This is a genomic window from Pseudomonas sp. SC11 (genome assembly GCF_047039205.1).
In the GTDB taxonomy this organism is placed as follows: domain Bacteria; phylum Pseudomonadota; class Gammaproteobacteria; order Pseudomonadales; family Pseudomonadaceae; genus Aquipseudomonas; species Aquipseudomonas boreofloridensis.
Genome location: NZ_CP178183.1, coordinates 977,549 through 991,035, shown reverse-complemented (window position 1 = coordinate 991,035; position 13,487 = coordinate 977,549). Strand labels below are relative to the sequence as shown.

Here is a 13,487-nt window from a genome sequence, read left to right as displayed (position 1 = left end):
TCGTCACGTGACAGGCCTGACCATGACCGACTTCACCACCCTGCACCTGGAACACGACCCACGCGGATTCGCCACCCTGTGGCTGAACCGCCCGGACAAGCACAACGCCTTCAACGCGCAAATGATTGGCGAACTGATCCAAGCCCTGGACCTGATCGCAGCCGACGCCTCGCTGCGCTTCCTGCTGCTGCGCGGGCGCGGCAAGCACTTTTGCGCGGGCGCGGACCTTGCGTGGATGCAGCAGGCAGCCGGGCTCGACTACGACGCCAATCTGCGCGATGCCCACCAATTGGCCGAGCTGATGTACAGGCTCGCCGAGTTGCCGATGCCGACCCTGGCAGTGGTGCAAGGCGCGGCCTTCGGCGGCGCGGTCGGCCTGGTCAGTTGCTGCGACATGGCTATCGGCACCCACGACAGCCTGTTCGCGCTGTCGGAAGTGCGTATCGGCCTGGCGCCGGCGGTGATCAGCCCCTTTGTCGTCCAGGCGCTGGGCGAGCGCGCCACGCGGCGCTACGCCCTGACCGCCGAGCGTTTCGATGGCCAGTGCGCGCGCGAACTCGGCCTGCTCGCCGCTACCTGTGCTGCCGACGAGCTGGACGCGCAGTGCCATCGCTGGATCGCCCAACTGTTGCAGAACAGCCCCCAGGCCATGCGCGTCAGCAAGCGCCTGCTGCGTGACGTCGGCAGTGGCGCCCTGAGTGCCGATCTGCGCGCCCGCACCGAAGCGGACATCGCCGGACTGCGGGTCAGTGCCGAAGGTCAGGAGGGCTTGAATGCCTTCCTGGAAAAACGTCAACCGAGCTGGCAGGAATCGCATCCATGAACCTTCTCGACACGCTGTTGATCGCCAACCGAGGCGAAATCGCCTGCCGGGTGATGCGCACCGCCAAAGCCATGGGCATCCGTACCGTGGCGGTCCACAGCGCCATCGACCGTGACGCGCGGCATGTGCGTGAAGCCGATCTGGCGGTGGACCTGGGCGGCGCCAAGCCGGCCGAGAGCTACCTGTTGATCGACAGGATCATCGACGCGGCCAAGGCCAGCGGCGCACAGGCGATCCATCCCGGCTACGGCTTTCTCTCGGAAAACGCAGGCTTTGCCCGCGCCATCGAACACGCCGGGCTGCTCTTCCTCGGCCCGCCCGCCTCGGCCATCGAAGCCATGGGCAGCAAATCGGCCGCCAAAGCGCTGATGGAGCGCGCCGGCGTGCCCTTGGTGCCGGGCTATCACGGCGAGGCCCAAGACCTGGAAACCTTCCGCGCCGCGGCCCAGCGCATCGGCTATCCGGTGCTGCTCAAGGCCGCGGCCGGCGGCGGTGGCAAGGGCATGAAAGTGGTCGAGCGCGAAGCCGAACTGGCCGACGCTTTGGCCAGCGCGCAGCGCGAGGCGCAATCGTCGTTCGGCGACGCGCGCATGTTGGTGGAGAAATACGTCCTCAAACCGCGCCATGTGGAAATCCAGGTGTTCGCCGACCGCCACGGCCACTGCCTGTACCTCAACGAGCGCGATTGCTCGATCCAGCGCCGCCATCAGAAGGTGGTCGAAGAAGCCCCGGCACCGGGCTTGTCCGCCGAGCTGCGCCGCGCCATGGGCGAAGCGGCGGTCAAGGCCGCGCAGGCCATCGGCTATGTGGGTGCGGGCACGGTGGAATTTCTGCTCGACGAACGCGGCGATTTCTTCTTCATGGAGATGAATACCCGCCTGCAGGTCGAGCATCCGGTCACCGAACTGATCACCGGCCTCGACCTGGTGGCCTGGCAGATTCGCGTGGCCCGTGGCGAGCCGCTGCCCTTGCAGCAGGCGCAGGTGCCACTGCGCGGCCATGCCATCGAGGTGCGGCTGTATGCCGAAGACCCCGATCACGATTTCCTGCCAGCCACCGGCACCCTTTCGCTGTACCGCGAGGCCGCCGAGGGGCCGGGCCGGCGCATCGACAGCGGCGTGGCCCAGGGCGACGGCGTGTCGCCGTTCTACGACCCGATGCTGGGCAAACTGATCGCTTGGGGCGAGAACCGTGAAGAGGCGCGCTTGCGCTTGCTGGCAATCCTCGATGAGACCCTGGTCGGCGGCGTGAAGACCAACCTGGCGTTCCTCAGGCGCGTGCTCAGCCATCCCGCGTTCGCCCGTGCCGAGCTCGACACCGGGTTCATCCCCAGGCATCAGGCGCAGCTCTTGCCTGCGCCCGTAGCCCTGCCAGACGCCTTCTGGCACTGCGCCGCCGATGCCTTCATCCAGAGCGAGCCACTGCGCAGCCGCGCCGACGATACCTACTCACCGTGGACGGCGACCTCCGGCTGGCGGTCCGGCGGCGGCGCCGAGATCGAACTGCACCTGAGCTGCCAGGGCGTGGAGCGCCGCGTGCGCGCCCATGGCCAGAACCGCTTGCAGGGCGAGCAGTTGCGAGTGGCTGGCCAGCCGAGTCAACGTCTCCCCGCCGTTCGCCAGGGCGACACGCTGTATCTGAAATGGGAGGGAGAGCTGCACGCCATCACCCGCTTCGACCCCATCGCCGCCTGCGCCAGCCACGCTCACCCCGGCGGCCTGAGCGCGCCCATGAATGGCAGCGTTGTACAGGTGCTAGTGGCCCCGGGCGATCAGGTCGAAGCCGGCGCCGCACTGGTGTTGCTCGAAGCGATGAAGATGGAGCACAGCATTCGCGCGCCGCACAGCGGGAGGGTGAAAGCGGTGTATTGCAACGAGGGTGAGTTGGTGGCCGATGGGACTGTGCTGGTCGAGCTTGAGGAAGGGCCTTGAGTCTTCAGACTGCCGTGCGCCGGGTGGAGGCCGATTGGCGCTCGTGTTCGCTCAACGAGCATCGAAAGGCCGCTATTTCAGCGACAGTCCCAACGCTTGGGCCTTGCTAGCAACTTATTCACGCAGGCGTTACTCCTGATGGGATGCTCTTCCAATGCCTTGGAGAACTGATCGAACGTTTGCCCCTCGAGCAAAAACTGACGTTGCTCAAGAAGTACCTGCTCGGCACGCTTGCACGCTGCGTCGAGCACGAACGTGGTGCGATCTCCGCCCACGATCTCAATGGCAGCATCGATAAGAGCGCGGCGATGCTCAGTGACTCGCATGTTCAACGCCACGGATTTGCTTCGATCCTTGCTGCGCAGTTCACTCATGGAGAGCTCCTGATACCTGAATGGCGTGTTGGACGCCGCAACGGAAGGTACAACCGCGTAACGCAGATTTGTAGCCGCACAGCCAAAAGCGTGACCGATAGAAAGCGTGGGAATTTTCTGAAGCCTTCGGGCGGATCTTCATGTGCCACTACTTGGGAACTATCCTACGCCCGCTCCAGAAGCGTCGCTGTTGTTGGACATGGCAAGCAGGGCTAATTTCCCCAGGTCGTCATTTGGCGACCGGGTGTGAGAGCCCGGCGATACATCGTGCCAGCGTTATGGCAGCCGTTCGCGGGCAGGCTTTGGCCTGGCCGGAATTCCGATGTTCGCCGGTCTCTCACCCCGCGTACGGCTGCCACCTGATTCTGTGAGAGGAACACATCTGGCAGGTTCTAGAGACGAACTCGGACTAAAGCCATGAAAAAGAGCGTCCCCGATCCTCCTGACACCACTCGGCCACATCCCCTCTTCACCCTCCAACCCAACCTGCCGATCCCGGACGCCCTCGTCCATCTCATCCAACTGCTGCGCGGTATCGAGGACACCCTCGACGAATTCTGCTGCGCCAACGCGGGCGCAGCAGGCACGGCGATGTTGCTCAATGCCGCACAAAGCGCGCAATTGGGTCGACTGTTGGCCGAGCATGCACTCGCCGACCGCAGCGGTTGAGCACGGCGCTTAGCGTCGCTCAGTCCTCGAAGATGAAGTCGAACTCGGCCTCGTGCAGCGTATGCAGGTAAGCGTTGAAGTCAGAGGCGATCACCTTGTAGCTGTCAGGGTCGTGCAGGTAGCGCACCACCTGCCCCGACACCCCGCCCGGTGCCGGGTCGAAGTCGATGTACAACTGCGAGGTGCCGCCATTGTTGATGCAGTAGGCGAAGCACAACCGTCGACTGAGCGGCACCTGAGCATCGATACCGGCTCCGAGCAACTCGGGGTCTTCGTCCAGATATTCCTCGTAGATCTGCGCGATGCTAGTCGGCGCGGCCTCGCTGTCCTCGAGGATCTGCGCCACCGAGCGCAGGTAGTACGGGTACTCCACCACATCGGAACCGAGGATCGGTACGGCGATTTCGCCGCCCGGATACTCGCGCCAATGGGTGCCGTCCACCTGCTGCAGCAAGCCGATCAGCGCCGGCGGGCACTGTGGGTAGCGTTGCACCAGGCGCTGCAGATCTTCAGGCGAAGCGCCATGGGCGCGGACGAACTGCTCGGCTTCGTCTTCGCCCAGGCGCTTGCGCACTTCGGCCAGGTAATCGGTGGCCAGGGTCAGGCTGTGCTGATGGGCGTCGAGCGTCATGTCGTCGGTTCCTCAGAAGGCTTTTGGGCATCTTGCAGCAGCACCATACTCTGCGGCGAAGACAGCGCAATGCCTTCATCGCGCAGGCGGCCCAGAATGGTGAACAGCAGGTCGCTGCGCGCGCCCCCCACCTGGCGGGGGCTGGCCACGTAGCCGCTGGCGCTGATCAGCATGCCGCTGGCGGTCAAATCCTTGAAGGTCACCGACGGCGCCGGGGCATCGAGAATGCCTTCATGTTCCTGGAACGCTTGCAGCAGCAATTCGCGCACCCGCCCGGCATCGGTGTCCAGCGGCAGGGTCAGGGTCACGCCGACCACACCCAGGGCGTTGGCCATGGTGACGTTGCGCACGTTCTGGGAAATGAACTGCGAGTTCGGCACGATCACCGTCGAGCGATCGGACATCTGGATCTCGGTGGCGCGCACATTGATGCGCCGGATATCGCCCTCGACGCCGGCCAGGCTGACCCAGTCGCCGACCTTCACCGGTCGCTCGGTGAGCAGGATCAAGCCGGAGATGAAGTTCTGCACGATCTGTTGCAGGCCGAAACCGATACCCACCGACAGCGCACTGACCACCCAGGTGAGGCTGGTCAGGTTGATGTGCAGGGTCGACATCACCAGCATGGCCAGGAACAGGAAGCCCAGGTAACCGACCAGGGTCACCAGCGAGGCGCGCATGCCGGCGTCCATGTCGGTTTCCGGCAGCAGCCGCTCGCTCAGCCAGCGCTTGAGCACGCGCAAGCCGAACAGGCCGCCGAGGAAGATCGCCAGGGCCAGGAAGATGTCCTGGGGCACGATGTTCAAGTTGCCGAGCAGCTTGCCGCCGCTGCCGTCCCAGTCGGCCAGGCTCAGCAGCAGCTCGCTGGGGCTGGTGCCCGAGGGCATGAACGCCAGCAGTGCGGCGATGAACAGCATCACCGTGCGCCCCAGCCCGCCGAGCAAGGTGCTGGCCTGGGCCTGATGGCGGTGCTGCAGGCCGAGCGCCGAGGCCAGGGCCGCGCCGCCGGGTTGACGTGGCGACAGCAGGGTTTCGCAGAGGTCGCCGAACACCGTGACCAGCAGGTAGGCGCACACCGCCACCACGCTGATCCACAGTAACTTGGCGGTGAGGAAGTAGGCCAGGGTCAGGTAGCCGGCGAGCAGAGACGCCAGAATCGCAATGACCCACAGCACCACCACGAACGGAATCAGCCCGGCCAGGCCGGCGGGGCGCTCCAGGCCGTGCTGGCGTCGGGTGCGGCGGTAGCGCACCAGCGCCGCGACGAAGAGCAGCGACACCACCAGCGCGGTCAGGCCGTTGGTGGCCAGGGTCAGCGCCAGGCTGGTGCCGATCACGCTGTTGATGCGCTCCTGGGTCAGCAGCAGCACCAGGGTCAGGGCCAGCACTTGCGGGAACCAGGCCAGCGCTTCGGCCACCTCGTCGGGGATTGGCGGCAAGCGCCACGACGGCCGTTGCAGCATCAGCATGGCGCGGCCCAGGCCGGAAATGAAGGCGCTGAACACCACCAGGGTGAGGATATGGTTGGTCAGGCTGGCCAGGTCCGCGCCCAGCTCGGCGCTGCTTTCCAGGCCCCAGCGCAGCAGCGACACCGACCCGGAAATGGTCGCCAAGGTGGCCAGGGCCACGCTCAGGGCCAGGGCACTGCGACGCAACCGGCCTTCGGGGAGCCAGCGGATCATGGCGTCGGCCAACAACCGTTCGAGCACGCGGCGCACCAGGGTCCAGACCAGAATCGCCGCCACCAGCGAGGTGATGAACCACCAGCGGTGCTCGGCATTGAACGCCGTGGCCACGGCATCGGCCGCTTCGCCGCGCAGGTCGCGCAGGCGCGACACGTCTTCATCGGTGGGGCGAATGAAGCTCGACCAGAACGCCGGGCTCAGCGGGCTGGCCGCACGGCTGCTGATCTGCGAGTTGAACAGGCTGCGGCGCAGGTTGACGATCTGCGTGGACAGGTCGCGGGCCGACTGGGTCAGTTGGGTGGCCTCGGTCTGTTCGCCGACCAGCGCCTTTTTCTGCTTGTCCAGTTGCTGGCGCTGGCGGGTCAGGCTGTCGGGCTCGTCCGGCTGCACCGGGCCGAGTACGTTGAGCTGATCGTCCAGACGGGCGACGTCGGCGGTGCGCTGGGTGGCCAGGGCATCGGCCTGGCGCTGCACCTGCAAGGCCGACTGGCGCAGTTGCGACAGCACATCGTCGTTGGCGTTGGTGGTGACGCCCTGGCGGATCTGGTCGAGCCGATCGCTCAAATCCTGCAGGCTGGCGTGTTCGTCCAGGGTCTGCTGCTCGGCGGCCGCCAGGCTCGCCGGGGCATCGCCGGGTGCCGACCAGGCCGGCGTCGCTACGCACAACAACAAAGCCAAGATCACTGCATAAAAACGCTCAAGGCTGACATGCCTCATCGACTTCCCCTCTATGCAAATCGATAGGCGAAGAATTCTACGCTGCCTCCGCGCTCAGGTGAGCACCGTTTCTCGTTTCAGCAGTGCACGTTTGCGCGCCACGCCCCAGCGATAGCCGCTCAAATCGCCATCGCGGCGCACCACCCGATGGCAGGGAATGGCCACGGCGATGCGATTGGCCGCACAGGCCAGGGCGACCGCACGCACCGCCTTGGGCGCGCCGATGCGCTCGGCGATATCGCTGTAGCTCACCTGCGTGCCGGCCGGTACCTCGCGCAGGGCTTGCCAGACCCGCTCCTGGAAGGCCGTGCCCTGTACGTCCAAGGGCAGGCGCAAGCCCAGCGACGGCTGTTCGACGAAGCCCACCACCTCGGCCACCAGACGCTCGAACGCGCTGTCGCCACCGATCAGTTCGGCCTTGGGAAACTGATCCTGCAAGTGTTCGAGCAGCACCTGCGGGTCATCGCCCAGCGCGATGGCGCAAATGCCCCGCTCACTCTGCGCCACCAGGATCGCCCCCAGAAAACACTGGCCCAGCGCGAAGCGAATGCACGCTCCGGCGCCACCGGCCCGGTAGTCACGGGCGCGCATGCCCAGGCGCTGGTCGGCGTCGGCGTAGAACCGGCTGTTGGAATTGAAGCCGGCCTCGAAGATCGCCTCGGTGATGCTGCCCGCTTGCTCCAACCCATCGCGCAGTCGCCTGGCCCGAAACGCCGTGGCGTAGGCCTTGGGCGTGAGGCCGGTTTCAGCCTTGAACAGGCGATGCAGATGAAAGGGACTGACCGCCAGTTGCGCAGCCAACTGCGCGAGTGGCACGGTGCTGTCGCTGGACTCGATCAGGCGGCAGGCCCGAGCCACCAGCGTAGCGCGTCGGGTTTCGGGTTCGCCGCTCTTGGCCGTGCAGCGCTTGCAAGGCCGGTAGCCCGCCGCCTGGGCGGCGACGGTGTCGCTGAAGAACTCGATGTTTTCGCGCTTGGCCAGGCGCGAGGGACAACCGGGATGGCAATGGATGCCGGTGCTGCGCACGGCATACACGAAGTGGCCACGCGCGGCAGGGTCACGGGTCTGTACGGCCTGCCAGCGCTGAGCATCGGTGCAGTAGGGAATGACAGACATGATCGACGCCTCTGACGGAATTGGCTGCAACGGTGACAGGCGCCGCTCAGGCGAGCACTCCGCTTCTTGCTCGGTTATTGTCAGGCACGCCAGAGATACCAGGCTGCCACGGTTCGATACGGACGCCACGGCTCGCCCAACATGCGCATCTGCGCAGGCGTCGGCGCGCGCTCCAGCCCCTTCAGGCGACGGTACCCCTCGCGTATGCCGAAGTCATCCACCGGCAGGATGTCCGAGCGCTCAAGGCTGTAGATCAGCAGCATTTCCACGGTCCAGCGGCCGACACCGTGCAGGCTCACCAGGCGCTCGACCAGCGCAGCGTCGGCCATCGTCCGCGCTTGCTGCAACGTCGGTACTTGCCCGTCCAGGCGGGCCTGGGCGATGCCCAGGATGGTCGCCAGCTTGCGCGCCGAGAGCCCGCAAGCGCGCAGTACCTGCGGATCGACCGCGAGCAGTTGCTCGGGCGCGGGGAAGCGTTGATTCGGGTACAGCGCCAGCAGCCGGCCGAGAATCGCCTCGGCGGCCCGGGCGTGCAATTGCTGGTAGGCCACCGCGCGCACCAACGCCTCGAAGGGTTCCCGTCCGGGTTTGGCGCGGTGCAGGCAGGGGCCGACGCGGGCAACGAGCCGAGCCCAGTCCGGGTCCAGGTCGCTGAGAAACGCGCGGGCCTGCTCGAAAGCCTGGGGCGAAAGGTCGGCGTGGATCATGGGGCGGCTACCGGTGGCGCAGAGACGAAGCCCACAGGGTAGACCACGCGCGGCTCAGCGTATCGCCGAATCCTGCGCAGCGAATTCGCACTGCGCCATTGCTGGCAGATCGTCACGCGCCTAGAATTGAGAACCATTAACAATCGTACTTCCACCCTCTTCTCCTCCAGGACCGCCATCTGATGCCGCTCAACGACACGCTCGCGCCTGCCGACATCGATCAGCTCTACCAGACCCACAACGCCTGGCTGCGTGGCTGGCTGCGGGCGCGGGTCGGCTGTCGGGAGCATGCCGCCGACCTGGCCCAGGACACCTTCGTGCGCCTGCTGCGTGCGCGCAACGTTTCGCCGCTCAAGGAACCGCGCGCTTATCTGAGCAGCGTCGCCCGCGGCCTGATGATCGACCAGTACCGCCGCCGCGCCCTGGAACGTGCCTATCAGCAAAGTTTGGCCGGCGTGCCGGAAGGCGAGGCGCCGAGCGAGGAACACCGTCTGGTGATCCTCGACACCCTCGAGCGCCTGGATCGCGCCCTGCATCAGCTCAAGCCGCGGGCGCGGGCGCGGGAAGCCTTTTTGCTGGCCCAACTCGACGGGCTGAGCATCGCCCGGATCGCCGCACACCTGAAGGTGTCGAGGGCCACGGTCGAACGCGACCTGGCCAAGGCCTTGGCCGCCTGCTACCGGGTGCACTATGCCGAACACTGAGCAGTCACCGGCCCAGGCGCAGGTGGAGGAGGCCATTGCCTGGCTGATCAAGCTGCGCTTCGACGAGCCGAATGCACGGCTTGAACGGCAGTTCCAGGGCTGGCTGCAGCGTCATCCGCTCAACGCCCTGGCCTGGCAGCGGGTCAGCCGCATGGGCGAGGAATTGGCGGGTCTGCCCTCGGCCCTGAGCCGGCGCACCCTCGACCACAGCCAGCGCCAGCGGTTGGCCCGGCGCGACACGCTCAAGCTGCTGGCAGGCTTGGCGGTGTGCACGGGCGCGGCCTGGGGCCTGCGCGAGCCGTTGGGCCTGCCCGCGCTGATGGCCGACAGCCGCACCGCCACTGGCGAGCGCCGCGACCTGCGGGGCAGCGACGGCAGCCGCCTGCAACTCAATACCGCCAGCGCCATCGACCTGCGCTACAGCGCCAACCAACGGTTGCTGACGCTGATCCGGGGTGAGGTCAGCCTGGCCAGCCAGGCCGACGATAAGCGCCCCTTCCATATTCAGACGCCGGTCGGCGAGCTGAACACCCGCGATGGCCATCTCCTGCTGCGCGAGCATGACGCCGGCCTGCTGCTGGCCGTGCGCAGCGGCGAGGTGCAGCTGTTCCCGGCGTCCGCTCAGTCGCGGCGCGTGGGGCCGGGTGAAGTGCTGAACGTCAGTCCTGCGGGCGGGGTCGAGGCGGCCCATTTGCAGGGTGATCCGTGGGGCTGGACCGAGGGCGTGTTGAGCGTGCAGAAGATGCCGCTCGGTGCCTTCGTGACGGAGTTGTCACGCTATCGACCAGGGTTCATCCGCTGCGCCCCGCAAGTGGCCGGGCTCGAGGTGTCGGGCACCTATCAGTTGGCCGACACCGATCAGATTCTGTATCTGATCGCCCACACGCTGCCGGTGCGTGTCGACTATCGGACGCGGTATTGGGTGAGTATCGGCGCCTAGTGGCGCAGGGTGGTGGGACATTGACTGGAGAGCCGAAGACTCAAAGCGCCAGAGGGCTGATGAATGGCTCATCCTGGCGCTCATCGTCCGCATCCGCTCTTCTGAACACCAAGGGTGCGATCACTTCGACAACGCCGTTCGTCAATAAAATGGGCGACGGCACCGTCACAGGAAGACGAGAAAGTCTGACGCCGATCAACACGGTTTCTGCACGGAAAATGAGATTGCCCGACACCAGTTGGGTGTTGAAAGCGACGATTCGACCCTTGTGGTCCAGCAGTAGGCGCAGATAGAGATCCGCATCAGGCGCCAGTTCCACGGCCGCACGCGGATAACTCTTCTGCGCACGGATCGCCTTCAGCATTCGCCTGGCGAACTGATCGTGGATGAGCTGTTCCGCAGGGGTCTTCGGGGAAGCTTGAGCCACCGTGCAGAGCGAAAACCCACCCAGCCACAGCACCAAAACGGCAAAAATCGTAACGACTGTCCAACGCTTCACGCTGTATTCCTTTACCTGATCCCAATCCATAACCCCGGTCCAGTGGCGCTTGGCGCAGCGACAAACCTGCGGCGCGACAGCTTAATGCATTTCCCCGAACGAATCGCGCGCACCGAAAACATCGATTGCACAAAATAAATGAGGTGGAATCTCATTCTCGTCCGGCCTGAAGGAATCAAGCCCATACGTGGCTCACCCCGACTTCAGGAGCGCTCCATGATTCGCCCGTGTTCCCCCTCCTCCACTGGCCTGCGCCGTGCCATCCACGCCGCCGCCTTCGGCCTGGGCCTGGCCGGCAGCGGCCTTTGTGTCCAAGCCGTGGCCGCCCCGGCCGACCAACGCCAGCAGCTTTCCTGGAACATTGCTCCGGGGCCCTTGGCCGCAGCGCTGGAACAACTGGCGCGCCAGGGCGGGCTGAACCTCTCGTTCGATGCCGCCAGCCTCGCGGGCAAGACCACCGGCGGCGTGCAGGGCCGCCATGACAGCGCCCAGGCCCTGTCGATCCTGTTGCAGGGCAGCGACGTACAGGCCCAGCAGCAAAGCGCGAACAGCTTCATCCTGATGCCGGCGCTGGACGTCGGCGATGCCCTGCAACTGGGCGCCACCAGCATCTCCAGCGACCTGCTGGGCGAAACCACCGAACACACCGGCTCCTACACCACCGGTGCGGTGACCATCGGCAAAACCCCGCAGAGCATCCGCCGTACGCCGCAGTCGGTCACCGTGGTCACCCGTCAGCGCATCGACGACCAGCAGATCACCAACCTGACCAACCTGCTGGAGCAGACGCCCGGCGTGGTGGTCAACCTCACCGACAGCGAGCGGGTGCAGTACTACTCGCGCGGCTACGCCATCGACGCCATCCAGTACGACGGCGCCACCGTGGTGCAGAGCAGCGGCGGCGGCTCTTTCATCCAAAGCGATGCCGCGATCATCGACCGTGCCGAGATCCTGCGCGGGGCCACCGGCATGCTGCGCGGCTCGGGCAACCCGTCGGGCACGGTGAACCTGGTGCGCAAGCGGCCGACCTACGACTACCAGGGCAGCGGCAGTATCACCCTCGGCACCTGGAACGCCCAACGCTATGTGGCAGACGTCTCCGGCCCGCTGACCGACACCGGCAACGTGCGCGGCCGGATCATCGCCGTGCACGATGACAAGGACCACTTCCAGCGCTCGCGCCAGGAGCGCAAGGACGTGCTGTATGGCGCGCTGGCCTTCGACCTCAGCGACAGCACCACCCTGACCACCGGTCTTGAATGGACCCAGCTCGATGCCACCGGGGCCTGGGGCAACCTGCCGGCCGACTACGACGGCTCGCCCCTGCCGCTGGGCCGCAGCACCTACCTGGGCGCCGACTGGAACCGCTGGAACCGCAGCAACCTGCAAAGCTTCGCCGAACTCGAACACCGCTTCGACAACGACTGGACGCTCAAGCTGATGGCCCAGCGCACCCATTTCCAACTGGCCGACGACGGCTTCAAGCAGACCTACTTCACCCGCGCCACCGGCACCGCCAATCCCACCAACAACCCCTACCTGATGCGCTACCAGGTCACCGAGGGCGATGGCGGCGAAAGCCTGCAGAACAACCTCAGCGCCACCCTCAACGGGCCGTTCGACCTGTTCGGTCGCACCCATGAACTGATGGTCGGGGTCGAGCGCATTCGTAACGATTCCTACGCCTCGGCCACCAACTTCGTGCAGTCGGGGCTGTTCGACATCCGCACCTGGGACCCCAAGCGCAGCCTGGCCAATCCACCGATCGACATCACCGCGCACCCGGTGCGCACCCGCACCACCCAGGAAGGTGCCTACGCCACCTGGCGCATTTCCCTGGCCGACCCACTCACTGCCATCATCGGCGCGCGCAGCAACTGGTATGACTACGAGCAGGAAAACAACACCCGCTCCAACGGCACATTCAGCGTCGACAACAAGGTGGTGCCGTACGCCGCGCTGATCTACGACCTCAACGACACCTTCAGCACCTACGCCAGCTACACCGAAATCTTCAACCCGCAGACTGCCACCAACGCCAGCGGCTCGGTGCTCGCACCGGTCACCGGCGAAGCCTACGAGACGGGCATCAAGGGCGAGTTCTACGACGGCCGACTGAACACCTCGCTGGCGTTCTTCCGTATCTACCAGGTCGGCAACCCGCTGGACGACATCAGCGGCCCCAACCCCTGCCCGCCGAACTACACCAGCGGCTACTGCAAGGTGGCGGCCGGCAAGAACCGCAGCCAGGGCTTCGAGCTGGAGATTTCCGGCGAAGTGCTGCCGGGCTGGAACGTCAGTGGCGGCTACACCTACAACACTACCGAATACCTCAAGGACACCACCGGCAACACCGGCAACGCCATTCGCACCACCGACCCCAAGCGTCTGCTGCGCCTGTTCACCAGCTATCGCCTGCCAGGCGAATGGGAGGCGTGGACCGTTGGCGGTGGGGTGCAGGCGCAGAGCGACATCTACAACCGCAGCGGCAACGCGGTGGCCAGCCAGTCGGGCTACGCGGTGTACAACGCCATGGTCAACTACCGCTTCAACGATCAGTATTCGCTGCAGGTCAACGCCAACAACCTGTTCGACCGCCGCTACTACCGTCAGGTGGCACCGACGCCGACTGGCTACTACTGGGGTGACCCACGCAACGTATCGGTCACCCTGCGCGGCAGCTTCTGAGGC

12 protein-coding genes are annotated in these 13,487 nt (G+C 65.8%); 6 read left to right on the top strand and 6 right to left on the bottom strand.

Annotated features, from left to right (window positions below):
- Positions 1–22 precede the first annotated feature (22 nt).
- Together ACK2SD_RS04520 and ACK2SD_RS04515 are read left to right on the top strand one after the other, a co-directional pair.
- Positions 23–823: a gamma-carboxygeranoyl-CoA hydratase gene (locus ACK2SD_RS04520; RefSeq protein ID WP_412461468.1), complete on the top strand. Its 801-nt coding sequence runs from the start codon at positions 23–25 to the stop codon at positions 821–823.
- Positions 820–2,754, top strand: coding sequence for an acetyl/propionyl/methylcrotonyl-CoA carboxylase subunit alpha (locus ACK2SD_RS04515; protein ID WP_412461467.1), 1,935 nt, complete (start codon positions 820–822; stop codon positions 2,752–2,754). The genes ACK2SD_RS04520 and ACK2SD_RS04515 overlap by 4 nt, the downstream gene beginning before the upstream one ends.
- A gap of 77 nt (positions 2,755–2,831) precedes the next feature.
- On the opposite strand, the gene ACK2SD_RS04510 is transcribed toward ACK2SD_RS04515, so the two are convergent.
- Entirely contained in the window at positions 2,832–3,128 is a 297-nt protein-coding gene (locus ACK2SD_RS04510; protein ID WP_342650521.1) for a DUF1778 domain-containing protein, read from the bottom strand.
- 417 nt (positions 3,129–3,545) lie between these two features.
- On the opposite strand from ACK2SD_RS04510, the gene ACK2SD_RS04505 reads away from it, so the two are divergent.
- Entirely contained in the window at positions 3,546–3,797 is a 252-nt protein-coding gene (locus ACK2SD_RS04505; RefSeq protein WP_304484787.1) for a hypothetical protein, read from the top strand.
- A gap of 19 nt (positions 3,798–3,816) precedes the next feature.
- Here ACK2SD_RS04505 and ACK2SD_RS04500 read toward each other — a convergent pair whose 3' ends face one another.
- From ACK2SD_RS04500 to ACK2SD_RS04485, 4 genes are all read right to left on the bottom strand, one after another.
- The gene (locus tag ACK2SD_RS04500) at positions 3,817–4,428 is read right to left on the bottom strand and encodes an SMI1/KNR4 family protein (protein ID WP_412461466.1); all 612 of its coding nucleotides are present in this window, start codon (positions 4,426–4,428) and stop codon (positions 3,817–3,819) included.
- Positions 4,425–6,830, bottom strand: coding sequence for a DUF3772 domain-containing protein (locus ACK2SD_RS04495; RefSeq protein ID WP_412461465.1), 2,406 nt, complete (start codon positions 6,828–6,830; stop codon positions 4,425–4,427). The genes ACK2SD_RS04500 and ACK2SD_RS04495 overlap by 4 nt, the downstream gene beginning before the upstream one ends.
- 54 nt (positions 6,831–6,884) lie before the next feature.
- Positions 6,885–7,946, bottom strand: a complete 1,062-nt coding sequence (gene ada, locus ACK2SD_RS04490) for a bifunctional DNA-binding transcriptional regulator/O6-methylguanine-DNA methyltransferase Ada (RefSeq protein WP_412461464.1) — start codon at positions 7,944–7,946, stop codon at positions 6,885–6,887.
- Positions 7,947–8,026: 80 nt separating this feature from the next.
- On the bottom strand, positions 8,027–8,653 hold the full coding sequence (locus ACK2SD_RS04485) for a DNA-3-methyladenine glycosylase family protein (protein ID WP_412461463.1): 627 nt from the start codon (positions 8,651–8,653) through the stop codon (positions 8,027–8,029).
- Between the two features lie 182 nt (positions 8,654–8,835).
- On the opposite strand from ACK2SD_RS04485, the gene ACK2SD_RS04480 reads away from it, so the two are divergent.
- Both ACK2SD_RS04480 and ACK2SD_RS04475 read left to right on the top strand, forming a co-directional pair.
- Positions 8,836–9,357, top strand: coding sequence for a sigma-70 family RNA polymerase sigma factor (locus ACK2SD_RS04480; protein WP_412461462.1), 522 nt, complete (start codon positions 8,836–8,838; stop codon positions 9,355–9,357).
- Positions 9,344–10,297 (top strand): FecR domain-containing protein, encoded by a 954-nt coding sequence (locus tag ACK2SD_RS04475; protein WP_412461461.1) that lies wholly within the window; start codon positions 9,344–9,346, stop codon positions 10,295–10,297. Before ACK2SD_RS04480 ends, ACK2SD_RS04475 begins: the two co-directional genes overlap by 14 nt.
- 40 nt (positions 10,298–10,337) lie before the next feature.
- Here ACK2SD_RS04475 and ACK2SD_RS04470 read toward each other — a convergent pair whose 3' ends face one another.
- Positions 10,338–10,826, bottom strand: a complete 489-nt coding sequence (locus ACK2SD_RS04470; RefSeq protein WP_412461460.1) for a hypothetical protein — start codon at positions 10,824–10,826, stop codon at positions 10,338–10,340.
- Positions 10,827–11,012: 186 nt separating this feature from the next.
- On the opposite strand from ACK2SD_RS04470, the gene ACK2SD_RS04465 reads away from it, so the two are divergent.
- A complete protein-coding gene (locus tag ACK2SD_RS04465) occupies positions 11,013–13,484 on the top strand; it encodes a TonB-dependent siderophore receptor (RefSeq protein WP_412461459.1) in 2,472 nt (823 codons plus the stop codon).
- The last annotated feature ends 3 nt before the right edge of the window (positions 13,485–13,487 follow it).

Coding starts and splice junctions, on each gene's coding strand:
- ACK2SD_RS04470 (WP_412461460.1), bottom strand. CDS start 10,826: ATGGATTGGGATCAGGTAAAGGAATACAGCGTGAAGCGTTGGACAGTC.
- ACK2SD_RS04505 (WP_304484787.1), top strand. CDS start 3,546: ATGAAAAAGAGCGTCCCCGATCCTCCTGACACCACTCGGCCACATCCC.
- ACK2SD_RS04465 (WP_412461459.1), top strand. CDS start 11,013: ATGATTCGCCCGTGTTCCCCCTCCTCCACTGGCCTGCGCCGTGCCATC.
- ACK2SD_RS04480 (WP_412461462.1), top strand. CDS start 8,836: ATGCCGCTCAACGACACGCTCGCGCCTGCCGACATCGATCAGCTCTAC.
- ada (WP_412461464.1), bottom strand. CDS start 7,946: ATGTCTGTCATTCCCTACTGCACCGATGCTCAGCGCTGGCAGGCCGTA.
- ACK2SD_RS04515 (WP_412461467.1), top strand. CDS start 820: ATGAACCTTCTCGACACGCTGTTGATCGCCAACCGAGGCGAAATCGCC.
- ACK2SD_RS04475 (WP_412461461.1), top strand. CDS start 9,344: ATGCCGAACACTGAGCAGTCACCGGCCCAGGCGCAGGTGGAGGAGGCC.
- ACK2SD_RS04495 (WP_412461465.1), bottom strand. CDS start 6,830: ATGAGGCATGTCAGCCTTGAGCGTTTTTATGCAGTGATCTTGGCTTTG.
- ACK2SD_RS04485 (WP_412461463.1), bottom strand. CDS start 8,653: ATGATCCACGCCGACCTTTCGCCCCAGGCTTTCGAGCAGGCCCGCGCG.
- ACK2SD_RS04500 (WP_412461466.1), bottom strand. CDS start 4,428: ATGACGCTCGACGCCCATCAGCACAGCCTGACCCTGGCCACCGATTAC.
- ACK2SD_RS04520 (WP_412461468.1), top strand. CDS start 23: ATGACCGACTTCACCACCCTGCACCTGGAACACGACCCACGCGGATTC.
- ACK2SD_RS04510 (WP_342650521.1), bottom strand. CDS start 3,128: ATGAGTGAACTGCGCAGCAAGGATCGAAGCAAATCCGTGGCGTTGAAC.